We start from the raw sequence: 22158 nt of genomic DNA, 5'->3' as shown, positions 1-22158 counted from the left end.
CCTGCAGGGCTGGGGAGGCCGGGTGGACCACAGGGTGATCCGGGTCCGGAGTCAGGATTCCGGGTTGTCCCCGGTATCCGTGTGATGCTCGTGCTCGGGCAGCTGCTCCGGTGCCCGGTACGGGAGCCGGATGGAGAGGGTGGCTCCGCCGCCCTCGGTTTCCACGAGCCGGACGGTTCCGTCATGCTGGGCCACCAGTGCGGCCACAATGGCCAGTCCCAGGCCCGTGCCCCCGGTTTCCCGGTAGCGGGAGGAATCCGCCCGGTAGAAGCGCTCAAAGACCCTGGCGGCGTCGTCCTCGGAAATGCCGGGACCGTGGTCGCGTACCTCCAGCACCGCGTCCATGCGGTCATGGATCACCGGGGCCACGCCCACGGCCACCTCGATGGGGGAGCCCTCGGGGGTGTACCGCAGCGCGTTGGTCATCAGGTTTGCCACCACTTGCCGCAGGCGGGCTTCATCGCCAATGGTGGGCGCGCTCTGCGGTCCGTTGCCGTCCAGGCCCACCACCCTGATGTCGCGGTCCGGGGCGCTGGCACGTGCGTCCATGGCGGCGTCGTTGCCCAGGATCATCAGGTCCACCGGTGCATACTCCAGCGGACGCTGTTCATCCACGCGGGCCAGGGTAAGCAGGTCCTCCACCAGCTGGCCCATCCGCTTGGCTTCGCTTTCAATCCGGCCCATGGCGGCCGCTACCTCTTCGGGTTTCTGCAGGGCACCGTGCCGGTACAGCTCCGAGAAGCCCCGAATCGTCACCAGCGGGGTGCGCAGCTCATGCGAGGCGTCCTGGATAAAACGGCGCATTTTGCGTTCGGACTGCGTGCGTGCGGCGAAGGCCGTTTCGATGTGCGCCAGCATGGCGTTCAGCGAGCGGGACAACCGGCCGATTTCGGTGGCGGGGTTGCCGACCTCCACACGGCGGCTCAGGTCTCCGGCGGCAATGGCAGCGGCCGTTTTCTCCACCTGGCTCAACGGCCGGAACTGCCGGGTCACCGCCCAATAGGCAATTCCGGTGGCGCCGAGGGTACCCAGCAGCCCTACGGAAAAGACCAGGGAGGCCGCCTCATCAACCGTGGCGGCCACGGAGTCCAGCGGAACCGCCACGGCCACGGAGCCGGGCAGATTCGCAAAATCGTAGATCCGCACGCGCCAACCTTTGGACAGCGGAGCCGTGCCGCGGACATCAAAGCCGCGCGTATCCATCTCTGCCACCTGCTCGGCGGTGTAATTGCCCAGCAGCGGCACATCCGTGGCGGATTCCGAGTGGGTGGCCGGACCGTGCGTTCCGTCCTCGTTCAGGTACAGGCCGTAATAGCGGAAAAGCGAGGCATCCGTGCTGGCCTCGTTGACCACCAGATAGCGCGAGACGTTCGGGGCGTTTTCCTCAATGTCCGCGTCCAGCCGGCCAACCAGGATCTGGCGCAGTACGTAGATCGTGGCGAGGCCGGTGATGGTTACCGTCACCACCATCAGCACGGCCATGATGGCGACAAGCTGCGACCGCAGCGACGCGGATTTCCAGCGGCGTATCAAGGGCCTAGCGCTTCTCCGAAGAGCGAAGCAGGTAGCCGACGCCGCGCTTGGTCTGGATCAGCGCGGGCGCGTCCGGGCTCTTGTCGATTTTCCGGCGCAGGTAGGAAATGTAGGACTCCACAATGGAGGCGTCGCCGTTGAAGTCGTATTCCCACACGTGGTCCAGGATCTGCGCCTTGGACAGCACCCGGTTGGGGTTGAGCATCAGGTAGCGCAGCAGCTTGAATTCGGTGGGGGAGAGGTCGATGGTGACGCCCCCGCGCCGGACCTCGTGGGCGTCGTCGTCGAGCTCCAGATCATCCACCCGGATGACTGCGTCGTCGTCTTCCAGCGGCTGGGTGCGACGCAGCACCGCCCGGATGCGGGCGACTACCTCGTCGAGGCTGAAGGGCTTGGTGACGTAGTCGTCACCGCCCACGGTCAGCCCGGTGACCTTGTCCTCGGTGTCGTCGCGGGCAGTCAAAAAGACCACGGGGAAGTGCTGTCCGGCCGCGCGCAGGCGCCGGGTCAGCGTAAAGCCGTCCATGTCCGGAAGCATCACGTCCAGGACGGCCAGATCCGGGTTGTGGGAGTCAACGGCGGCCAGGGCCTCACGGCCGTTGGCGGCAGCGACGACGTCGAAACCGGCGAACCGCAGCGAGGTGGAGAGCAGCTCGCGGATGTTCGGCTCGTCATCAACAACAAGTAGGCGTGCTTCAGGGGTAGACGATTTGTTCACCCCGCCAGTTTCTTACATTTAGCTGGACGTTGTCTGTAGGTGGACCGGATAGTTCCTGAATGGCGCCGGGGAATCCTAAAGGTCCCCGCTACACCGGTTTTTCGATATCGGAGGCGTCCAGGATGGAATAGGCGTAGCCCTGCTCGGCCAGGAACCGCTGCCGCTTGGCGGCGAAGTCCTGGTCCAGGGTGTCCCGGGCCACCACGGTGTAGAAGTGTGCCGCCTTGCCATCGGCTTTGGGCCGCAGCAGCCGGCCCAGCCGCTGGGCCTCCTCCTGCCGGGACCCGAAGGAGCCGGAGACCTGGATGGCCACGGAGGCTTCGGGCAGGTCGATGCTGAAGTTGGCGACCTTGGACACCACCAGGGTGTTCAGCGTTCCCTCGCGGAATTCGTTGAAGAGCCGCTGGCGTTCCTTCACCGGGGTGTCGCCCTTGATGACGGGGGCGTCCAGGCGCTCCGCCAACTCGTCCAGCTGGTCCAGATACTGTCCGATCACCAGGGTCTGCTCACCCGTGTGCCGGCGGACCAGCTGTTCGACGACGCGGGTCTTGGTTTCCGAGGTGGAGCACAACCGGTACTTGTCGCCGTCCTCGGCCATGGCGTAGGCCACCCGCTCATCCCGGGGCAGGTCCACCCGAACCTCGATGCATTCGGCCGGAGCAATGTAGCCCTGCGCCTCGATGTCCTTCCACGGCGCGTCATAGCGCTTGGGCCCGATCAGGGAGAAGACCTCGCCTTCGCGTCCGTCTTCCCGGACCAGGGTGGCGGTCAGGCCGAGCCGGCGCCGGGCCTGGAGATCCGCCGTCATCCGGAAGATCGGTGCCGGCAGCAGGTGGACCTCGTCATAAATGATCAGTCCCCAGTCATTGGCATCCAGAAGTTCCAGGTGCGGATACAGGCCGCCGCGCTTGAGCGTGAGGACCTGGTAGGTGGCGATGGTGACCGGCCGGACTTCCTTCACCGCGCCGGAGTATTCACCGATCTCGTCTTCGGTCAGCGAGGTGCGCTTGAGCAGCTCATCCTTCCACTGCCTGGCGGAGACGGTGTTGGTGACGAGGATCAGGGTGGTGGTGGAGCTGGTGGCCATGGCTGCGGCGCCCACCAGAGTCTTGCCGGCCCCGCACGGCAGGACCACCACGCCGGAGCCTCCGGCCCAGAAGTTCTCCGTGGCCAGCTTCTGGTAGGGCCGCAGAGCCCAGCCGTCCTCGTTGAGCACAATGGGGTGCGGAGTCCCGTCGACATAACCGGCCAGGTCCTCAGCCGGCCAGCCAAGCTTCAGGAGCAGCTGCTTCAGCTGTCCGCGCATGGCGGACTGCACCACCACGGTTTCGCCGTCGATCCGCGGACCCAGCAGCGGCTGGATCTTCTTGGCGTGCATAACTTCTTCCAGCACCGGGTAGTCATTGGTCCGCAGCACCAGCCCGTGCTGGGGGTCTTTTTCCAGCCGCAGCCGACCGTACCGGGACATGGTGTCTTCAATGTCGATCAGCAGCGCATGCGGCACCGGGAAGCGGGAGTAGGTCAGCAGCGTGTTCAGCACCTGCTCGGCGTCGAGGCCGGCGGCGCGGGCGTTCCACAGACCCAGCGGGGTGAGCCGGTAGCTGTGGATGTGCTCGGGGGCACGCTCCAGCTCGGCGAAAGCCGCAATGGCATGCCGGGCCTCGGTAGCCTGCGGGTGATCGACTTCCAGAAGAATCGTCTTATCGCTTTGGACAATCAACGGTCCGTCAACCATGTGCCGGGCTACCCTCCACTATTTCCACGTCCATAATCCGATGTACTGACACTGTACGTTCCACGTCATGGCGCGGGTCGTAGACCCGCACCCTGCCCTCATTCACTGAAAGGGGAACAAAGATCTCCTGGCGCTGATTCCCCTGGCTGTCCACCACGCCCATCCGTACAGAGCTTTTGGTCCGAATGGCCTTGCGCAGGGTTTCCAGGCTGACCAGGGACTCGGTTTCACCGCTGGTATGCAGCACTAGCCCTACGCCGCGGAGGGCAGCGAGCTGCCGGTCCAGATCCTCATCTGTCAGCTCCCACTGGTTCAGGCGGGTCCTGGAAGACGACGGCGCAGCTACGGGAACCATCCGGTGGGAGCCGACCGGTTTGCGGGCCGGTCCCTCCAGTGCAGGCGGATACCCCAGTTCCCGCAGGGAGAACGTGAGTTCCTTGGCGGACACGCCAGCTGCCACGACGGTGGGCGCGAGCCGGACCAGGCCCAGCGACGCGGTGCGCGGGTCCGCGAGCAGTGCGCTCAGGCCTTCCTCGTCGTCGCTGCGCAGATAGGACCCGGCGGTGCCGACCCGGAGCCGGCCGTACCGGGCGGCGGTGTCCTCCACCAGGTAGCTCAGCGGCTGGGGGACTTCGGTGGCGGAATGCTGGCGCAGGAACCTGAGGATGCCTTCGGCGTCGTGTCCTTCATCCAGGGCACGGCGGATGGATTCGGCCGAGAAACGGTAAATGGTGGCCGGGCCCTGGCCCTCGGCGGTGGAAATCAGTGCCAGTTCACGCGCGACGTCGGGCTCCAGGTAGCCGGGCGCGATGGCGGTCAGGTCCGCCTGCAGCAAAAAGGAGTTCAGCGGCGCCGGCAAAGCATCGCGCAGCACGGAGGCGGCCCGCACGTAGTCGCCCTCGGACACGGCGGCGCCCAGGACGGTCAGTGCGCCGGAACCGAGAAGTCCCAGTTGTGCCGCTTCCCGCAGGATGCCCGGCACCAGGCGGGCAAAACGCCGCTGCAGCCGGGGCTGGTGCCAGGTGAGGGCGCTGATGAGGTCCTCTGTGTCAAAGGCGTTCACGGAGTCCCCGGAGCTTTCGACTTCCGAGAGCAGTGCCAGCATTTCCAGGGCCCGGCGCCGGACCACCGGAGCGTCGGGGCGGGAGACTTCGGCGGCCAGCGCGTTGACTGCTCCGCCGGCCGGCAGCGGTGCACCGACCAGTGAGGGAGCCCTGTCGGCGTCCAGCCAGGCTTCCACCAGCCGCCGCCACTGCTCCTCACGGCTGGCCTGCAGCCAGTCTCCTTCCGAGGCGCCCCAGCGGGACGTTGCGGCATCCAGGGTCAGCAGCCCGGCCAGGGCGGCCAGTTCCAGCAGCCAGGACGTGGCCGCGCCGTCGAGGCGCAGGGATTCGGAGAGCCGCCGCACTTCTCGCACGCCCACACCGCCCGAGCGCAGTGTCCCCACCGGGTTTTCCGCAGCCAGGCCCACCAACTCCGTCACCAGGCGGAGGGTCTCGGCCACGGCTCCGAACGCAGCATTGTCGCGCAGGTTGCGCGCCACGGGGCGCGGGTTGGGGCGGGGTGCTTCCAGTTGGAAGTCGGCCACGATGACGTGGCCGCGGGACGCCTGTCCCACCGGGCGCGGCAGTTCCACATGCAGGGCATCAAGGGGAACGAGAAGGCCGCGGGCCACCAGCCATTCCACCGGTGTGGGTGAAGGGTTTTCCAGCACGGCACGTCCCAGGGCGGCTTTTTTGGGAATGGTGCCCACCGGCGAATATTTAAACCTGCGGAGCAGTTCGGCAGTCTGGGGCGGTGCCCCGCTCATCAGCGATGTCCAGGCAACCGGGTCGGACACCAGGTGATGCAGCGCGTGGGCAGCGGTAGCCGGGGTGTCGGCTTTCTCCACAGGCAGCCCGGCACCGCGCAGCCCCTCGACTATGCCAACGAGACGCTGCCCGAACTCGGGATGCTGGGCGGCAAGCGTGGAGTACGGCCGGCCCAGGCCCGCCGGATAGGCGCCCAGCGCCTCGCCAAGAACGGAGACCGGCAGGTAGAAGCGGCGCGTGGCATCTGCTTTGGGGGCTCCCGGATGCGGTTTCGCCCGGCGCAGCAACGCAAGGGAATGCAGGTGTCCCAGAATGACGTCCAGGGATTTGATCGTGGATCCGGCGATCGCGCCCTTGAGCCAGGACGCAGTGGTGCTGAGGTGTGAATCCTCGTTGGTGGTCAGGTCCACGGCTTCGAGGACCTGCAGCTCCGGAGCGGTGAGTTTCTCCAGGATCCGCTGCACGCTGACCCGGGTGGACGCACGTGCCGCCAGGGCCTGGAAATCAGGTACCGGCGGAAGTACGAGATCGGGCCGGGCCGTGAGCAATTCACGCAGCTGGTCGTCGCTGCGTGCGGCTAAATCATCGGCCAAAGCTCGAATCGCGGACATCAGCACCACGTTACCTGAGGAGGGAGGGAAACGGACCGATCAGCCCCGGCGCCTGCGCCTGATTGAATCGATGACCAGGCCCGCCATCAGCACGAAGGCAAGGGGCAATGCATAAAAGGTTGCTGCGACCAGCCAGGGCTCAACGGTCCGTCCCTGCAGGGAAAGGAAGAGAACCGCTGCCAGAGTGCCGAGGCCAAACAGTGCCAGCACACCCGCAAGGGCGGCAGCGATGCGGCGTAGGGGAGACGTGCCGTTGGAGATGCCGGACCCTTTCTGTGGCTGCGGATCATGGAACTTCACATCTTCGGACTGCGGAGATTGCGCTGCCGCAGTGGCCCGGACCGCGTCCGGTGGCGTGGTGCTCATGGTGATTAACGCTAACAGCGGAAAACCAGCCGACAAAGGGGAAGGCTTGGAGGCGGATTCCCTTGTCGGGATATTCTAAAGGGAACAGACTTCCCCGTAGTATCTCTGGGGTACGGAGCGCCGCTTCCGTGCCGGACTGCGGGTCACACGAAAAGGCAGGCAACCCTGCCTTGCTGAAAACTAAGAACGAGGTAACCGAAGTGCCTATCGGCAAGGTCAAGTGGTTCGACACTGGTAAGGGTTTTGGTTTTCTGGCCACGGATGAGGGGCAGGAAGTATTCCTTCATGCCTCGGCCCTGCCAGCAGGAGTCAGCGAGGTTAAGCCCGGCACCCGCATGGAGTTCGGCGTAGCCGACGGCCGGCGCGGCCCGCAGGCCCTTTCCGCACGCATCTTGGAAGCACCGCCGTCGGTTGCCAAGGCCACCCGCAAGGACGCCGAAGACATGGCTGTGATTACCGAAGACCTGATCAAACTCCTTGACGGAATCTCCAACGGCCTGCGCCGCGGGCGCTACCCGGAAAAGAAACATGCCGCCAAGGTGGCCGCAGTCCTGCGCGCCGTCGCTGACGACCTGGATGTATAAGGTTCGCGTACTGAAGTGACTATGACACCGGTAACCCCCTCTCCCGATACGTCTCCGGAACCCGGATCCGACCAGGCAGCTCCCGCGGCCCGGCGGCGGGCTCCGCGCCGTCCCGGTAAACCCGACGCCGTCCTGGCCGCAGCAGTGGCTGAAGCACGTGCCGGCCTGCTGGAGGTCGCAGCTGAAGAAGAAGTGGGCGAGTACGTGGGCGCCGTTGCGGATGCCGAGCGCCTGGTAACCCACCGGTTCGCGGCCCTGCGTCCCGGTTACCGCGGATGGCAGTGGTACTCCACGGTTGCGCGGATGCCCAGAAGTAAAAAGGTGACGGTCAGCGAGGTGGGGCTGCTGCCGTCCGAGGATTCCCTGTTGGCGCCTGAATGGGTGCCGTGGTCCGACCGGCTGCGGCCCGAGGATATCGCCGCCGAGCAGGAACAGCAGGCGAAGGAGCAGGCCGAACAGGAGGCCCGCGACGCGCTGGAACAGGCTGAGCCCCGGCAGGACGGGCAGCAGTCCTCCACTGACGCGACGGGTGCCGGGGAGGACGACTAACCCGTGACGGTTGCGGCAACAGGTTCATCAATCCCGCAGGGGGCGCTGAACTGATGTTCCGTTCCCTACGCATCTTTAACTACCGGATCTGGTTTTTCGGTGCCCTGGTCTCAAACATCGGCACCTGGATGCAGCGGACCGCACAGGACTGGCTGGTCTATGACATCCTCACTGACCAGAATGCGGCAGCGATGGGCATTGTCATGGCCCTGCAGTTGGGGCCCCAGCTGCTGCTCGCCCCCTGGTCCGGACTGATTGCGGATACCTACAACCGCCGCAAGGTCCTGCTGCTGACCCAGATCAGTATGGGCGGTCTCGGCCTCGCCCTGGGCCTGCTGGTTCTCTCCGGCCATGCCGAGCTGTGGCATGTCTACGCGTTTGCCATGGCATTGGGGATTGTTTCCGCCATTGACGGTCCGGCACGGCAGGCTTTTGTGTCCGAAGTGGTTTCGGAACGGGATCTCCCGAACGCCGTGGCCCTGAACAGCGCCTCCTTTAACGGGGCACGGATGATCGGCCCCGCCGTCGCAGGCCTGCTGACCGTGGCCGTCGGCCCGGGGCTGGTCTTTATCCTCAATGCCCTGACCTTCGGCGCCATGGTGGTGGCCCTGCTGAAGATGCGTGCCGGGGAACTGCGGGCCATGCCGAAGGCGTCCGCCGGCAAGGGGCGCATCCGGGCGGGGCTGGCCTATGTGCGCCACCGGCCGGACCTGATGATGGTGATGCTCGCCATTTTCATTGTCGGCACGTTCGGCATGAACTTTGCCATATATATAGCGGCAATGGCGCGCACGGAATTTGGCCGCGATGCAGGGGTCTTCGGGGTGCTCAACTCAGTGATGGCGATCGGCTCGGTATCCGGTGCCTTACTCTCCGCCCGCCGGGACCGGCCACGGCTGCGGTTTGTTTTCGGCGCCGCGGGTGCCTTCGGGTTCGCCTGCATCCTTTCCGCCGCCGCACCCAACCTGATCCTGTTCGCACTCTCGCTGATCCCGGTGGGGCTGTTCGCCCTCACGCTGATGACCAGCGCCAACGCCTATGTGCAGACCACCACCGCACCGGGAATGCGCGGGCGGGTGATGGCGCTGTATTTCGCGATCTTCATGGGCGGAACGCCGCTGGGCGCCCCGGTGGTCGGCTGGGTCTCCAACGCCTTCGGTCCGCGCTGGAGCCTGGGGGTAGCGGCCGCTGCCGGCATTGTGGCGGCCACACTGGGCTTTGTCTGGGCGTGGCGGACCTACGGAATGCGGTTCCACTATGACCGCAGCCTGCCGCGCCGCCTGAGCATGACCACAGACATCCCGGAAAAGGCGCAGGACCCGGACAACGCCTAGTGTCCGGGTCCTGCGCCTGATGCTGCTGGCCTGAAGGGTCAGGAATGCTCGATCACGTAGTCGATGCAGTTCAGCAGGGCGCTGACATCATCGGGTTCGATGGCAACAAAGGTGGCAATCCGCAGCTGGTTGCGGCCCAGCTTGCGGTAGGGCTCCACATCCACCACGCCGTTGGCACGCAGGGTCGCAGCGATGGCGGACGCGTCAATGCTGTCATCGAAATCGATGGTGGCAATCACGTTTGAGCGGTCCTCGGGCCGGGCGACGAACGGTGTGGCCACCGCGGATTTCTCCGCCCAGGAGTATATGCGGCCGGCGGATTCGGCAGTGCGGCCGGCGGCGAAGGCCAGCCCGCCGTTGGTGTTGAGCCACTGGACCTGCGAGTTCAGGGTCACCAGAGTGGACAACGACGGCGTGTTGTAGGTCTGGTTCAGCCGCGAGTTATCAATGGCCGTCTGCAGGTTCAGGAAGTCGGGGATCCAACGGTCGCCGGCGTTGATCCGCGCCGCACGCTCCAGCGCGGCGGGGGAGAACATGCCAAGCCACAGCCCGCCGTCGGACGCGAAGTTCTTCTGCGGCGCGAAGTAATACACATCGGACTGGGCCAGGTCCACGTCCAGCCCGCCGGCAGCGGAAGTGGCGTCAATGAGGACCAGGGAGCCGTCGTCGGCGCCCTGCACCCGCTGGACCGGAGCTGCTACGCCGGTGGAGGTCTCGTTCTGCGGCCAGGCGTAAACATCTACGCCGGGCTCGGCCACGGGCTGCGGCCGGGTACCCGGTTCGGCCTTGATGATGCTGGAGGCGGAGAGGAACGGCGCCTTGTTGGTGGCGGCGGCGAACTTGGAACCGAACTCACCGAAGGAGAGGTGCTGGGCCTTGTTCTCCACCAGGCCGAAGGAGGCAATGTCCCAGAAGGCGGTGGACCCGCCGACGCCGAGGACCACTTCATAACCCTCGGGCGCCGAGAACAGGTCGGAGAGACCGTTACGGATGCTGCCTACAAGGTTGCGCACGGGTGCCTGGCGGTGGGAGGTGCCCAGCAGGCTGCCTCCGGCCTGCGCAAGCGCCTCGATCTGTTCCGGGCGGACCTTGGACGGTCCGGCGCCGAACCGGCCGTCGCGGGGCAGGAGTCCGGCGGGAATCTTCAGTGCGGCGGTATCGCCCATTGGTTATCGCTCCAAGCGTGTCAGGGGAAAGCGCGTATGCAATTCCATTCTGCCGCACCCTCCTCCACCGGACGATTTATGACCCCGGCCACGGGAGGATGTGCTGCAGGCCGGGCAATTTACGGGGCGTCGGGCGAATAGGCTAACGTGTTGGCGTACACCCGGGGCAGCGGTATGTTGTCCTCCTTTCTTCCTTAGTAGGAGCGGCCCGTCATGACGGATCTCATTGACACCACTGAGATGTACCTCAGGACCATCCTGGAACTGGAAGAGGAAAACATTGTTGCCCTGCGGGCGCGGATTGCCGAACGGCTGCGCCACTCAGGCCCCACCGTGTCCCAGACAGTTGGGCGGATGGAGCGCGACGGCCTGGTGGTGGTCGCGGGAACCCGCAGGCTGGAGCTGACCGAACTCGGCCGGCGCCGCGCCACGGAGGTCATGCGGAAGCACCGGCTGGCCGAACGCCTGCTGGCCGATGTGATCGGCCTTGACTGGGCCTACGTCCACGACGAGGCCTGCCGGTGGGAGCATGTCATGAGTGAACGGGTGGAACGGCGGCTCTACGAGCTGCTGGGACGCCCCACCGAATCCCCCTACGGCAACCCCATCCCGGGCCTGGAAGCGATCGGCGGCGTAGCCTCGGAGGTCTTCAGTTCAGGAGTCAATGACCTGGTCTCCATGGTCGCTGAAGCTGTGCCGGGCGCCCCGCTGAAGCTGGTCCGCCTGGCCGAGCCCATCCAGGTGGAGCCCGAACTGCTGTCCCAGCTGGACGAGGCAGGCCTGCGGCCCGGCGCCCGGATCACCGCGGAAGAAGTGGGCGGGTATATCTCAGTCCGTGTGCCCGGCATTGAAGGGGCCCTGGAACTGCCTGCGGAGGTTGCGGCGCACGTCTTCGTGTCCCACGCCGGGTAACGGAATGGTCACTTTTGTGGCGTTTACCCTATAGTGAGTTCCTGACGTTGAAACACCATCGTTATCCGGTCCGTCCGCCGAGCCCTGCCAGCGGACCGGAGTACCAACCGTTCAGGCAGGGGCGGAGGACCCACTTTCCGGCAGCACAGCTGCCTTGGGGTGAAGCCTTCCGGACGCCGACAGCCGTGCACGCCCAGCCGCCTGCACGCCGCCGGACCGGAGGCCGAGTTTCTCTACTCGAATCCGACAGCTAACTTCGTAGGCGATCCAAGAGAGGGAATTACTTGTCGAAGCATGCTGCTTCGGGCCGGCGCCGTGCGTCTGCTCCTGTTACGCCTGCGCGTCAGCGCAACTCAACGTCCTCCGGCCGCCGGCGGGCTGAAACCAAGACCATCTCCGTTGGGGGAGCCGCCCAGAAGGTTGCCATTACCGCTGCCACGTCGGGCCTGATCCTCACCGCGGCCCTGCCGACGACGGCGGCTGCCGGGGACCCCGCAGTGCAGTCGGAACCGGTTGCAGCGACAAGTACGCCAGTACAGGCTGACCCGAATGCCAATGTCGGCTTCGCCAGGGCAGGTTTAAGCAGCGCCTTCGATCCGGACGCCAAGCTCGCCTCGGTTACGGTTGCTGCCGGCAGCACGGTGGTTCCCGCCGCGGCCAAGGGCACACTCTCCACTCCGCTGGACGCCGCCCTCATCGAAACCTCCGGGTTCGGACACCGCGTCAGCCCCATCACCGGTGAAGCCGGCGAAATGCATAATGGCCAGGACTTCGCTGCCACCTGCGGCACCGCCGTAAACGCCGCTGCCTCCGGCACGGTCGTTTTTGCCGGCTGGCACCCCTATGGCGGGGGCAACCGTGTGGTGATTGACCACGGCAACGGCGTAGAGACCACGTACAACCACCTGTCCAGCGCAGCAGTCACCGTGGGTACCGAAATCAAGCGCGGACACCTGGTGGGCGCAAGCGGAACCACTGGCGCTTCCACCGGCTGCCACCTGCATTTTGAGGTCGTAGTTAACGGCGAAGTGGTCGACCCGCGGGACTGGTTGTAACCGGACGAATATCGTTTCGTGATCGGAACGTGACATAGAGCAAATGTTGCTGTACGCTCGTCCTCGTGCCTGATTCGCCAACGATCGGGCACCTTCGAACAGATCGCCGAGCTCTGCCACTGTTTGAAGTCCGTTCGCAGAATCGCATGGCAGAGGCGGGGGAACCAATTTCGGGTTTCGAAAGAAACCCTTGGGGTTAAGTTGCAAAGGCCATTAGGCCGGGCAACCGGGTGACTCCCATCCGAATCCGACAGCTCACCTCGTAGGCATTGGGAGAGGCAAACTTGTGTCATCACACGCTCATGGCCGCCGTCGCGCTGCCACCGTACAGACCAACCCGATCACCGCGCTTTCCAAGGCAGTCAGCTCCAACGCCGGTACCGTAGGCCGCCAGGCCGCCGTCGTAGTAGCAGCATCCGGCCTCGTGCTGGCTGCAGGACTCCCTGCACAGGCTTCCTCCGTGAATACGGACCGCCAGGCTCTTGAGGCCACCACCCTGAACTTCGTGGACGGCAGCGTCACCGCTCCCGCCAACGCCCCCTTCGCTCTGCAGCTGGCCGCTACCGCCGGTTCCATCGATGGATCCGAGTACCGCGCACAGGTTGCAGCAGAAGAAGCAGCAGCAACCGCAGCAGCCGAGCAGGCAGCTGCACAGGCTGCCCAGGCAGCACAGACCGCCGCTGCAGCAACCGCACCCGCAGCTGCCCCGGCCGCTGCCGGTGCCGCCGTTATGACGGCTTCCTCCACTCCTGCCGCACCCGCACCGGAAACCGCTGCTCCCAGCAACGTCGGCGCGGCCCTGGTCGCCTCGGCCTACGGCCAGATCGGCGTTGCCCAGGATTGCACCGCCATGGTTGAAAACGCACTGCGCTCCGTCGGCAAGTCCGTCGGCGATCTGGCCCCGGGCCAGTTCTTCCAGTTCGGCGCAGTTGTCGGCAGCCCGCAGCCCGGCGATCTGGTCATCACCGGTGGCCACGTCGCGATCTACGTCGGCAACGGCCAGGTCATCAGCGGCGGGCTGAACGGTATGAACACCGGCCTGCACAGCCTCTCCGACCTGCCGGGCGCCAGCTTCGTCCGGGTCAGCTAAGCCCAGTTTTTCGAGAGCCGGAGAATCATGACCTCGACAACTGAGCGCGCCCGCCACCGGGCGCCGGTGGAACGCACCACTACGCTGAACGCACTCGCCGGTGCCGTGAGCGCCAACGCAGGAACAGTGGGCCGCCAGGCCGCTGTTATTGCCGCGGCCTCGGGGCTGGTACTGACAACCGGCGTTGCCGCCAATGCCTCCGGTGCGGAGACCCTGCGCGATGTCCGCACCAGCAACCTGAACCTTTCCGCGGCCCAGCCCGTCCAGGTACCGGAGACCATTCAGGTCTCCTTCGAGCGGGACGGGATCAACGGTGTGATCACCGCTCCCGAGCCTGTGCCTGCCGAGACGCCCACGCTGACCGTACAGGCCCAGGAAGTAGTTCCCGCCACGGCCAACACCAATGCCCAGGGCGGCGCCACCACCGGTGCCGCAACTGCAGCACCGGCCGCGGCAACCCCGTCACCGGCACCGGAAGTTCCTTCCGGAGTTGGCGCAACCATCGCGGCCGCAGCTTACGCCCAGCTTGGCGTCAGCCAGGACTGCACCATGCTGGCCACCAATTCGCTGGCTGCCGCAGGCATCAACTTCCACGGATGGCCGGCCGGCTACCTGTCCCTTGGACGGACGGTCAGTGCAGCCGAGGCCATGCCCGGAGACCTGATCTACTACGCCGACGGCGGCATGGGCATGGCCCACATTGCCGTCTACGTAGGCGGCGGACAGGCAGTACACGGCGGGTTCAACGGAAACAGCACAGTGGTTGCTCCGGCGGAGCTTGGCTCCGGCGGCGTTTACATCCGCGTAGGCGGCTAATACCCCTGCACATCAACGCACTGCCTGAGTGCGGGGCGTGAGTTTGTAAGACAGTCTGTAAGACCACGGCAAGGCTCCTCCTTCGGGGGGAGCCTTCCGGCTTTAATCCATTCCTTTTAACCCGCCCGGCCCGTCTAACCCCTCCGGCCCTTTGATACACCCGCACCCCGCCGTCGTCGCTGGGGCGGGGAAGCGGAGCGGGGGAGTGGTGTGTCCGCCGGGGTTTTGCGCGTGAAAATGGCCAAGTTGCGAATCCCGGCATACTCTTGCATAGACAATCCGAAGTGCCGTTTGCGGAACGGTGTCTTGTACTCACCGGTTCGTGGGCGGCAGATGAAGAGGTATGTGCATGCGCACTCTCGTTCTGAATGCTGGATACGAACCGCTGGCCGTGATTACCTTCCGCCGGGCCCTGGTACTGGTCCTCAACGGAAAGGCAAGCGTGGTAGCCGAGAGCGGTGAACCCGTGGCCGGGCCAAATGAGATTTTTCCCCGGCCCTCCGTGATCCTGCTGCACCGTTATGTGAAAATTCCCTACCGCGAGGGCACTGTTGCCACCCGCCGGGGAGTACTGCGCCGGGATAACCATGAATGCGCTTATTGCGGCAAGGCTGCGGCGACGGTGGACCACGTAGTGCCCCGCTCCCGCGGCGGAGATGACAGCTGGGAGAATCTCGTAGCCTGCTGCCTGCGCTGCAACAACACCAAAGGGGATAAGACCCTGGCGCAACTCGGGTGGCAGCTGCGCATTTCGCCCAAGGCGCCCCGCGGCGCCCGCTGGCAGATCCGTGAACTGGAACGGCCGTCCCCGCAATGGGACCCCTTCCTGCAGAATGACACGGCTGCCTGATGCCCGGACCCCCGGATCACGCGGCAATTATCCTGGCCGGCGGCCGCTCCAGCCGCCTGGGCGGTGTGCCCAAGGCACTATTGCTGGCGGACGGTAAAACGCTGCTGGAAACCACCCTTGCCGCGGTGCCCGACGCGCGGCCGGTATACGTCGCCGGTCCGCCTGAGCTGGCCCCGCTCCTGGCCCGGTCTGCACCGGAGGCGGTGCTGGTCCGTGAAGAACCCGCCTTCGGCGGACCGGCAGCAGCAGTGGCGGCCGGCATCCTGGCCATGACCGATCCGCCCGAATGGACGCTGGTGCTGGCCTGCGACATGCCCGGTATCGCGGCCGCCGTAGAGACACTGCTGTGCTCAGCGACGGGATCCGAGAGCCTGCTGGCGGTGGACGCCGAGGGATATATGCAGCCACTTGCAGGGATCTACCGTACGGCGGACCTGCTCTCCGCAGTGAATGTTCCTGCGCCCGGACAGCTGACAAACATGTCGATGAAGGGGCTGCTTGCTAGGGTGCAATGGAGGGGTGTGCAGGTTTCCCCCATGAGTACGGCCGATGTTGACACCTGGGCGGACGCGACGTCCCTGGGTGTGAGCGCCACGGACATGCAGCAGCACAGCCTGCGGCATGGACCCAGCGAAGCGAAGGAGCACGAATGGCAAGCCAGCAGGAACAACTCGAAGCATGGAGCGGCAGGTTGCTGAGGGCCCTTGAGCTCGAAGGCACTCCGGTGGAGGTTTCCGCCGTCCTCGACCTCGCGGCAGCCGCGGCACATAGCGTGGTGCGTCCGGCGGCGCCGTTGACCACCTTCATCGCGGGTTACGCTGCGGGCATGGCAGCAGGCAGCGGCCAGGCGGATGACGCGGTGGCCATGCGTTCGGCGATGGCGGTGGCGGCCAGCGAATGCGCCGGTGCAGCTGCAGAGAAAGGGGGAATGGAATGAGTGAACCCTCGGTTCCCGTCATCCTCCCCGTGCAGCCCAACGCGTCCTGGGCCCAGGCCCGGCATGCCGCGTACGCCGCAGCCCGTCCGTTGCCCTATGAGACGGTACCCCTGGACGAAGCCCTGGGGCGGATTCTCGCGCTGGAAACCGCTGCGCTGCAGCCCGTGCCGCATTACGCCTCGGCGGCCATGGACGGGTGGGCTGTGGCCGGCCCGCCGCCCTGGACGGTCATCACCACCAAGGAACCGGAAGTAGAGCGCTGGCAGATTCACCGCGAATCCGGGCGCCGGGCACTGCAGCCCGGTGAGGCCGTGGCCATCCTCACTGGCGGACTCATCCCAGAGGGCGCGGATTCGGTGCTGCGTTCGGAAAGCGGTACGGTGTCCGGCGATGAAGTGCCGGTGCTGACGCTGAATGACCGTGCGGAAGGCGTCCAGCCCCGGCAGGGTGAACACATCCGTCCGGCCGGCGAGGAAGCATCGGCCGGCGAAACCACCATCCCGGCAGGGAAGCTGCTGAATCCTGCGCACATCGCCCTGGCCGCCGTCTGCGGGCACGATACCCTCCCCGTACTGCGCTCCCCGCGGGTTTCCCTGCTGCTGACCGGCGACGAGGTGATCGAAGCGGGGCTGCCTGAACCGGGCCAGGTCCGGGACACGTTCGGACCGCAGCTGCCGCAGCTGATCACCATGCTTGGCGGACGGGTGGACGTGGTGCGGCGCCTGCCGGACCGGCTCGAGGAGGTAGTGGCCGCGCTCAGCAGCGAAGAGGCCAATGACGAACTCTCCATTGCCATGTCCTCCGGGGACGTGCTGATCACCACCGGCGCCACGGGGCGCTCCGAGGCGGACCATCTGCGCCGGGCCCTGGAGGAAGTGGACGCCGAGCTGCTGATTGACGGCATTGCCATGCGGCCGGGACATCCCACCATGCTGGCCAGACTGCGGGACGGCAGGCTGCTGGTGGCGCTGCCCGGCAACCCGCTGGCTGCGATGATGGCGGTCTTCACACTGGTTCAGCCGCTGCTGGACGGGCTGCGCGGCGCACCGATTTCCCGTGAGCGGCATGTGCTGGCCGGAGTGGACCTGGAGCCGCTGCCGGGCAGGACGCGGCTGGTTCCGTGCACCATCCAGGAGGACCGGGCCATGCCCTCGCCGTATTTCCGCTCCGGCATGCTCCGTGGGCTGGCTGAAGCCGATGCAGTGATGGTGGTCCCCGCGGAGGGCTGCATCCGTGACCAGGCGGTTATGGCTCTGCCACTGCCGTGGCAGGTCAATCAGGCCCCCGCGGGCTAGGGCCGGCACGCAAACGCAACAGGTACTACGGCACAGGGAGGCATTATGGGACGGGTTACCCAACGAGGACGGGTTACGCGGTTCCGGCTGGACGGACATACCGGCACCCGCGAGGACGTGCTGGCGGGGGAGGAGCCGCTGGAAATACGCCTGAACGGCAGATCCTTTACCGTCACGATGCGCACCCCTGGCGACGACTTCGATCTGGTGGCCGGTTTCCTGGTCTCCGAAGGAGTGATCTGGGAGCCCGGCCAGCTCATCAGCCTGCGCTACTGCGCAGGGGTGGACGAGGAAGGGAAACAGACCTTCAACGTTGTTGATGTCCAGCTGCGTCCCGGTACTGCGCTGCCGGACACCGGCATGGAGCGGCACGTCTATACCTCCAGCTCATGCGGGATCTGCGGCACAGCCTCCATTGAGGCCGTGCGTAAGTCCTCGCACTTTGACGCCGCGGGTGACAACGTCAGGCTGCCCCTGCAGATGCTGGCGGAGCTGCCGGACCGGCTGCGGGAGGGACAGAAAGTCTTCGACCGCACCGGTGGCGTACATGCAGCCGGACTGTTCAGCGCGGAGGGTGAGCTGTTGTGCCTGCGCGAGGACGTGGGCAGGCACAACGCTGTAGACAAGGTGGTTGGATGGGCGCTGCGGGCAGGAATGCTTCCGCTGCGCGGCGCCGTACTCCAGGTCTCCGGACGGGCATCCTTTGAACTGGTGCAGAAGGCCCAGCTCGCCGGCATTCCCGTATTGGCCGCCGTCAGCGCACCGTCCGCTCTCTCCGTAGACCTGGCCAAGGATGCAGGGATGACCCTGATCGGCTTCAGCAGGGGCAGTTCCCTGAACTGCTATTCCGCACCGGAGCGGATTGTCGCTCCGGTGCCTGCCGCGCTCTGACGCCGGAGCGGCAGCCCGGGCGGGCGGCCAGCCGGCGGCCCGGACCGGCAGGGGAGGCTCGCCGGCCGGATTAGCGGGAAGCCGGCAGCAGGACAGTGGCGGTGGTGCCCTTGCCCTCCGTGGAGACGATGCCCAGTTCGCCGCCGTGCTGCAGGACGATGTCCTGCACAATGGCCAGTCCCAGGCCGGTGCCCGGAATGGCAGCGGTGGTGGCATTGGACGCCCGGAAGAACCGGCGGAAAAGGTTCGGCAGGTCCGCATCAGGAATCCCAATGCCCGTGTCGCTGACCTGGACCCGAATACTGTTGCCGGCGGCGTCGGGCCTCACCTGCTGGGCGCGGATGTGCACGGACCCGCCGGTGGGCGTGAATTTCACGGCGTTGGAACACAGGTTGGTGAAAACCTGTTCCAGCTGGGCGCGGTCACCATCCACCAGCAGCGGCTCCGGGGAGGGCTCGAAGCGCAGGTCCAGGCTGTTGGCCCGGGCGGCGGGCGCCAGGGAGGCCGCGACGGAGCGCAGCAGCTCATCCAGGTCAACTTCCTCCACTTCCAAGGTGTTCTCATCCGCGTCATGCCGGGAGATGGTGAGCAGATCCGTGATCAGCTGGTTGAGCCGTACGGCGTTGCGGCCGACAATCTTCAGCATCTGGGCGACGTCATCGGGAAGATCGGCGCCGGAGTCTTCCAGAATGAGGTCCAGATAGCCCGTGATGGAGGTCAGCGGAGTGCGCAGTTCATGGTTTACGGTGGCCACGAAGTCCGTTTTGGCCCGGTCCAGTTCCCGCTGTCGCTTGAGCACCATCCGCTGGGCCGTGATCAGGTTCCCCTGCACCAGACCGTGGGCCAGGTTCCCGCTGGCGTGCTGGATGAGTGAAATCTCGGTACTGGTCCACTCCCGGGCGCTGCCTTCACCTGCAAGCCACAGCAACCCGAAGGACTTATCCCCGTGGCCCAGCGGGGTCACCAGGGAGGTCCGCAGGCCCGCCGCAGCGGACGCCGGACTCAGCTGCACCGGTTCGTCACCGGCCGGTGCGCGGTGGTCTTCCACCGCCAGCGCGTGTCCGCGTTCCCACAGCCGGTCCGCCAGTTCTCCGGCAGTGTGGCCCGCCAGCGCAGGAATGGCCCCAACGGTGCCGTCCCTGCTCCAGGACAGGTTGAGCTCAGGCACCCGTTCATCGGGAAAGGTCACCAGCAGGACGTGGTCTGCTTCGAAGGCGGTGCCCAGCCCGTGAACCATAACCTCGGCCATCTGCTGCGGGTCATTGGTGGAGCGGATGGAAGCAGAGATGCGGCGGGTATCCGCACGCATCCGGGCGGTGGCCATTCGGCGTCCGCGGCGGGCCTGGGCAGTGGTGAGGATGAGGTTGACCCGGCGGGCAAGATCCTGCGGGTCTACGGGACTGGGCACAAAGTCGGCAATGCCCAGCTCCACCATCAGTTCCACGTCCAGTCCGGCTTCACCGGTTACCAGGATCACGGGAAGTTTGGTCATGGACCGCTCATGCCGGACGCGCTTGAGCATGTCCATTCCGGCAATCTGGCGGACCGTGGAATCCACTACGGCCAGGGCCGGCGGGGCCTTCCGGGCGGCGTCGATGGCCTCGTCAAGGTTTCGCACCGCAACGGCGTCCAGCCCGGCAGCCGCAAGGATTCCCGCCACGACGGAAAAAACGCCGGGCTCCTCAACGGCCACAAGGGCCGTAGGGCGCCGGGCGGTGCCGTCCAGAGAGGAATCGTCCTCGGGGACGGCCACGGGTTTTAGCGCCGGAGACATAGCGGCCTTTCGTCGGTGCCCGGGGCAGAAAACCGGGCAGCGATTGGAAGTGTATCAGCGCAGACAGCTAAAACAGTGACTTGTTTCACGGCGGGGGCGAGGATGTCGCGGGCCGGTTTCAGCCCCTGGCGATAGGCCCGGACGCGGGCGCACGGAGGCTTAAGCTGGAACGTGCAGATAACGGAGGAAAACACATGAGCATGGAAGGCGCAGCGTGGAGTTCGCTCCACAAGATTTCCCGCGGCAGCGGCACGGATAACAAGATTTCCAAGGACACGCTGGGCCGGATTGTCCGGTTCGCTGCCCCTTACCGGTTCCGGCTCCTGGGCTTTGTGCTGCTTTCCGTAGCCGGCGCGTTCCTGGCCGTGGCCACCCCGGTCCTGGCCGGTGAGGTGGTCAACTCCATTGTGGCCGGGACCGCCCCCGGGGTGGTGATCCGCCTCGCCCTGCTGATAGCCGCCGTTGCGGTGGCCGACGCCGCCGTGTCGCTGGCCACCCGCTGGTTCTCCTCGCGAATCGGGGAAAGCGTCATCCTTGACCTGAGGACAGCGGTATTCGACCACGTCCAGCGGATGCCGGTGGCGTTCTTCACCCGGACCCGCACCGGCGCGCTGGTCAGCCGGCTGAACAATGACGTCATTGGCGCCCAGCAGGCGTTCAGCGGCACCCTGTCCGGCGTGGTGAGCAACGTCGTCGCCCTCATCCTTACCCTGATTGTGATGCTCGGGACCTCATGGCAGGTCACCGTCCTGGCCATGTTGCTCCTGCCGGTGTTCCTGCTGCCGGCCCGGCGGATGGGCGGACGGCTGGCGGCCCTGCGCCGGGAGGCAGCCAACCACAATGCCTCCATGGGCACCCAGATGACCGAGCGGTTTTCCGCACCCGGGGCAACCCTGATCAAGCTCTTTGGCCGCCCTGACGCGGAGTCCCGCGAGTTCGCCGTCCGGGCCGCCCGGGTGCGGGACATCGGCGTGAAAATGGCCATGATGCAGGCCGTTTTCGTCACCGCCTTGACACTTGTCTCTGCCCTGGCCCTGGCCCTGGTGTACGGTCTTGGCGGCTACCTGGCGCTGACCGGAAGCCTGAACACGGGCGACGTGGTCACCCTGGCCCTGCTGCTCACCCGGCTCTACGCACCGCTGACGTCGCTGGCCAACGCCCGGGTGGAAATCATGAGTGCCGTGGTCAGCTTCGAGCGTGTGTTCGAGATCCTCGATCTGCGCCCGCTCATCGCCGAGAAGGAGAAGCCGGCGCCGGTGCCGGACGGCCCGCTGGCCGTGGAGTTCGACGACGTCCGCTTTGCCTATCCCACCGCGGAGAAGGTCTCGCTGGCATCGCTGGAGGACGTGGCCGTGCTGGATACGCGCGGCGGTGAGGAAGTGCTGCACGGAATCTCCTTCCGCGTGGAGCCGGGGCAGACCGTTGCACTGGTTGGCACCTCGGGCGCCGGCAAATCCACCATCGCCCAGCTGCTGTCCCGGCTGTACGACGTCGATTCCGGCGCCGTGCGCTTCTCCGGCACCGATGTGCGGGACCTGAGTTTCGCAGGCATCCGCGGGGCGCTGGGCATGGTCACCCAGGACGGGCACCTGTTCCACGAGACCATCCGCGCCAACCTGCTGCTCGCCAATCCGGAAGCGGGGGAGGAGCAGATCTGGGACGCGCTGCGCCGTGCCCGGCTTCAGGACATGGTCCGGTCCCTGCCGGACGGCCTGGAAACCATGGTGGGGGAGCGCGGTTACCGTCTGTCCGGTGGTGAGCGACAGCGCATGACCATTGCGCGCCTGCTGCTGGCCCAGCCGCGGATCGTCATCCTGGACGAGGCAACTGCCGCCCTGGATTCAACCTCCGAAGCAGCCGTACAGGCGGCCCTGGGGGAGGCGCTGCAGGGACGCACCGCCGTCGTTATTGCCCACCGGCTTTCCACCATCCGCAACGCGGACCGGATCCTGGTGATTGAAGACGGCCGGATTGCCGAGCAGGGCACTCATACCGAGCTGCTGGCACGCGGCGGACGCTATGCGGAGCTGTACAACACACAGTTCGCAACGGAACCGGCCACGGACGGACACCTTGAGGAGAATCCCGCCGGCAGGCCATAAGCGCCGGCCGGCGGCGCTCCGCCGCCGGT

General features: G+C 66.2%; 20 protein-coding genes and 2 riboswitches. Of the genes, 13 read left to right on the top strand and 7 right to left on the bottom strand.

What is annotated here, in order from left to right:
- Nucleotides 1-51: 51 nt before the first annotated feature.
- The 5 genes from QWJ37_RS14425 to QWJ37_RS14405 all read right to left on the bottom strand — a co-directional run bounded on the left by QWJ37_RS14425 (nucleotide 52) and on the right by QWJ37_RS14405 (nucleotide 6774).
- Nucleotides 52-1533, bottom strand: a complete 1482-nt coding sequence (locus tag QWJ37_RS14425) for a HAMP domain-containing sensor histidine kinase (RefSeq protein ID WP_290245688.1) — start codon at nucleotides 1531-1533, stop codon at nucleotides 52-54.
- A gap of 4 nt (nucleotides 1534-1537) precedes the next feature.
- Entirely contained in the window at nucleotides 1538-2251 is a 714-nt protein-coding gene (locus tag QWJ37_RS14420) for a response regulator transcription factor (RefSeq protein ID WP_227929202.1), read from the bottom strand.
- Nucleotides 2252-2339: 88 nt separating this feature from the next.
- Nucleotides 2340-3986 (bottom strand): DNA repair helicase XPB, encoded by a 1647-nt coding sequence (locus QWJ37_RS14415; protein WP_290245687.1) that lies wholly within the window; start codon nucleotides 3984-3986, stop codon nucleotides 2340-2342.
- On the bottom strand, nucleotides 3979-6408 hold the full coding sequence (locus tag QWJ37_RS14410) for a helicase-associated domain-containing protein (RefSeq protein ID WP_290245686.1): 2430 nt from the start codon (nucleotides 6406-6408) through the stop codon (nucleotides 3979-3981). Before QWJ37_RS14410 ends, QWJ37_RS14415 begins: the two co-directional genes overlap by 8 nt.
- Before the next feature lie 39 nt (nucleotides 6409-6447).
- Nucleotides 6448-6774 (bottom strand): hypothetical protein, encoded by a 327-nt coding sequence (locus tag QWJ37_RS14405; protein ID WP_227905762.1) that lies wholly within the window; start codon nucleotides 6772-6774, stop codon nucleotides 6448-6450.
- Nucleotides 6775-6974: 200 nt separating this feature from the next.
- On the opposite strand from QWJ37_RS14405, the gene QWJ37_RS14400 reads away from it, so the two are divergent.
- The 3 genes from QWJ37_RS14400 to QWJ37_RS14390 are packed head-to-tail and all read left to right on the top strand — an operon-like array spanning nucleotide 6975 to nucleotide 9241.
- Complete coding sequence (locus QWJ37_RS14400; protein ID WP_227905763.1) at nucleotides 6975-7358, top strand: cold shock domain-containing protein; 384 nt, start codon at nucleotides 6975-6977, stop codon at nucleotides 7356-7358.
- 21 nt (nucleotides 7359-7379) lie between these two features.
- Entirely contained in the window at nucleotides 7380-7907 is a 528-nt protein-coding gene (locus QWJ37_RS14395; protein ID WP_227929238.1) for a DUF3027 domain-containing protein, read from the top strand.
- Between the two features lie 53 nt (nucleotides 7908-7960).
- Nucleotides 7961-9241 (top strand): MFS transporter, encoded by a 1281-nt coding sequence (locus tag QWJ37_RS14390; protein WP_290245685.1) that lies wholly within the window; start codon nucleotides 7961-7963, stop codon nucleotides 9239-9241.
- A 38-nt stretch (nucleotides 9242-9279) separates the two neighbouring features.
- On the opposite strand, the gene serC is transcribed toward QWJ37_RS14390, so the two are convergent.
- Nucleotides 9280-10407 carry a phosphoserine transaminase gene (gene serC, locus QWJ37_RS14385; RefSeq protein WP_227905765.1) on the bottom strand — a complete coding sequence of 376 codons (1128 nt, stop codon included), beginning with the start codon at nucleotides 10405-10407 and terminating at the stop codon, nucleotides 9280-9282.
- A 213-nt stretch (nucleotides 10408-10620) separates the two neighbouring features.
- Here serC and QWJ37_RS14380 point away from each other — a divergent pair, with 213 nt between their 5' ends.
- The 9 genes from QWJ37_RS14380 (at nucleotide 10621) to fdhD (ending at nucleotide 18253) form a co-directional block, all read left to right on the top strand.
- Nucleotides 10621-11319 (top strand): metal-dependent transcriptional regulator, encoded by a 699-nt coding sequence (locus QWJ37_RS14380; protein WP_227905774.1) that lies wholly within the window; start codon nucleotides 10621-10623, stop codon nucleotides 11317-11319.
- 65 nt (nucleotides 11320-11384) lie between these two features.
- Nucleotides 11385-11600, top strand: a riboswitch (cyclic di-AMP (ydaO/yuaA leader).
- Between the two features lie 3 nt (nucleotides 11601-11603).
- Entirely contained in the window at nucleotides 11604-12374 is a 771-nt protein-coding gene (locus QWJ37_RS14375) for a M23 family metallopeptidase (protein ID WP_290245684.1), read from the top strand.
- Nucleotides 12375-12492: 118 nt separating this feature from the next.
- A riboswitch (cyclic di-AMP (ydaO/yuaA leader) is annotated at nucleotides 12493-12657 on the top strand.
- 3 nt (nucleotides 12658-12660) lie between these two features.
- Nucleotides 12661-13464: an NlpC/P60 family protein gene (locus tag QWJ37_RS14370; RefSeq protein ID WP_227905778.1), complete on the top strand. Its 804-nt coding sequence runs from the start codon at nucleotides 12661-12663 to the stop codon at nucleotides 13462-13464.
- 27 nt (nucleotides 13465-13491) lie between these two features.
- Nucleotides 13492-14280: an NlpC/P60 family protein gene (locus QWJ37_RS14365; RefSeq protein ID WP_227929199.1), complete on the top strand. Its 789-nt coding sequence runs from the start codon at nucleotides 13492-13494 to the stop codon at nucleotides 14278-14280.
- A gap of 349 nt (nucleotides 14281-14629) precedes the next feature.
- On the top strand, nucleotides 14630-15130 hold the full coding sequence (locus tag QWJ37_RS14360) for an HNH endonuclease (protein WP_227905782.1): 501 nt from the start codon (nucleotides 14630-14632) through the stop codon (nucleotides 15128-15130).
- Complete coding sequence (locus tag QWJ37_RS14355) at nucleotides 15130-15828, top strand: NTP transferase domain-containing protein (RefSeq protein ID WP_290245683.1); 699 nt, start codon at nucleotides 15130-15132, stop codon at nucleotides 15826-15828. Before QWJ37_RS14360 ends, QWJ37_RS14355 begins: the two co-directional genes overlap by 1 nt.
- The gene (locus tag QWJ37_RS14350; protein WP_290245682.1) at nucleotides 15780-16067 is read left to right on the top strand and encodes a DUF6457 domain-containing protein; all 288 of its coding nucleotides are present in this window, start codon (nucleotides 15780-15782) and stop codon (nucleotides 16065-16067) included. The genes QWJ37_RS14355 and QWJ37_RS14350 overlap by 49 nt, the downstream gene beginning before the upstream one ends.
- On the top strand, nucleotides 16064-17362 hold the full coding sequence (locus tag QWJ37_RS14345; RefSeq protein ID WP_227905789.1) for a molybdopterin molybdotransferase MoeA: 1299 nt from the start codon (nucleotides 16064-16066) through the stop codon (nucleotides 17360-17362). Before QWJ37_RS14350 ends, QWJ37_RS14345 begins: the two co-directional genes overlap by 4 nt.
- A 45-nt stretch (nucleotides 17363-17407) precedes the next feature.
- Nucleotides 17408-18253: a formate dehydrogenase accessory sulfurtransferase FdhD gene (gene fdhD, locus QWJ37_RS14340; RefSeq protein ID WP_290245681.1), complete on the top strand. Its 846-nt coding sequence runs from the start codon at nucleotides 17408-17410 to the stop codon at nucleotides 18251-18253.
- 70 nt (nucleotides 18254-18323) lie between these two features.
- On the opposite strand, the gene QWJ37_RS14335 is transcribed toward fdhD, so the two are convergent.
- Nucleotides 18324-20027 (bottom strand): ATP-binding protein, encoded by a 1704-nt coding sequence (locus tag QWJ37_RS14335; RefSeq protein ID WP_290245680.1) that lies wholly within the window; start codon nucleotides 20025-20027, stop codon nucleotides 18324-18326.
- A 194-nt stretch (nucleotides 20028-20221) separates the two neighbouring features.
- Between QWJ37_RS14335 and QWJ37_RS14330 the strand changes: the two genes are divergently transcribed.
- On the top strand, nucleotides 20222-22129 hold the full coding sequence (locus QWJ37_RS14330; protein ID WP_227905797.1) for an ABC transporter ATP-binding protein: 1908 nt from the start codon (nucleotides 20222-20224) through the stop codon (nucleotides 22127-22129).
- Nucleotides 22130-22158: the final 29 nt, after the last annotated feature.

The organism is Arthrobacter sp. YD2 (assembly GCF_030410475.1).
Lineage (GTDB): Bacteria > Actinomycetota > Actinomycetes > Actinomycetales > Micrococcaceae > Arthrobacter_B > Arthrobacter_B zhangbolii.
Note: the sequence above shows the minus strand (reverse complement) of the source record. Positions and strands in the feature narration are given on the sequence as shown.

What these genes read in the sequence shown, in the direction of transcription:
- QWJ37_RS14415 (WP_290245687.1), bottom strand. Translation starts at nt 3,986, where the DNA reads ATGGTTGACGGACCGTTGATTGTCCAAAGCGATAAGACGATTCTTCTG.
- QWJ37_RS14410 (WP_290245686.1), bottom strand. Translation starts at nt 6,408, where the DNA reads ATGTCCGCGATTCGAGCTTTGGCCGATGATTTAGCCGCACGCAGCGAC.
- QWJ37_RS14405 (WP_227905762.1), bottom strand. Translation starts at nt 6,774, where the DNA reads ATGAGCACCACGCCACCGGACGCGGTCCGGGCCACTGCGGCAGCGCAA.
- QWJ37_RS14395 (WP_227929238.1), top strand. Translation starts at nt 7,380, where the DNA reads ATGACACCGGTAACCCCCTCTCCCGATACGTCTCCGGAACCCGGATCC.
- QWJ37_RS14390 (WP_290245685.1), top strand. Translation starts at nt 7,961, where the DNA reads ATGTTCCGTTCCCTACGCATCTTTAACTACCGGATCTGGTTTTTCGGT.
- serC (WP_227905765.1), bottom strand. Translation starts at nt 10,407, where the DNA reads ATGGGCGATACCGCCGCACTGAAGATTCCCGCCGGACTCCTGCCCCGC.
- QWJ37_RS14380 (WP_227905774.1), top strand. Translation starts at nt 10,621, where the DNA reads ATGACGGATCTCATTGACACCACTGAGATGTACCTCAGGACCATCCTG.
- QWJ37_RS14365 (WP_227929199.1), top strand. Translation starts at nt 13,492, where the DNA reads ATGACCTCGACAACTGAGCGCGCCCGCCACCGGGCGCCGGTGGAACGC.
- QWJ37_RS14360 (WP_227905782.1), top strand. Translation starts at nt 14,630, where the DNA reads ATGCGCACTCTCGTTCTGAATGCTGGATACGAACCGCTGGCCGTGATT.
- QWJ37_RS14355 (WP_290245683.1), top strand. Translation starts at nt 15,130, where the DNA reads ATGCCCGGACCCCCGGATCACGCGGCAATTATCCTGGCCGGCGGCCGC.
- QWJ37_RS14350 (WP_290245682.1), top strand. Translation starts at nt 15,780, where the DNA reads ATGGCAAGCCAGCAGGAACAACTCGAAGCATGGAGCGGCAGGTTGCTG.
- QWJ37_RS14345 (WP_227905789.1), top strand. Translation starts at nt 16,064, where the DNA reads ATGAGTGAACCCTCGGTTCCCGTCATCCTCCCCGTGCAGCCCAACGCG.
- fdhD (WP_290245681.1), top strand. Translation starts at nt 17,408, where the DNA reads ATGGGACGGGTTACCCAACGAGGACGGGTTACGCGGTTCCGGCTGGAC.
- QWJ37_RS14335 (WP_290245680.1), bottom strand. Translation starts at nt 20,027, where the DNA reads ATGTCTCCGGCGCTAAAACCCGTGGCCGTCCCCGAGGACGATTCCTCT.
- QWJ37_RS14330 (WP_227905797.1), top strand. Translation starts at nt 20,222, where the DNA reads ATGAGCATGGAAGGCGCAGCGTGGAGTTCGCTCCACAAGATTTCCCGC.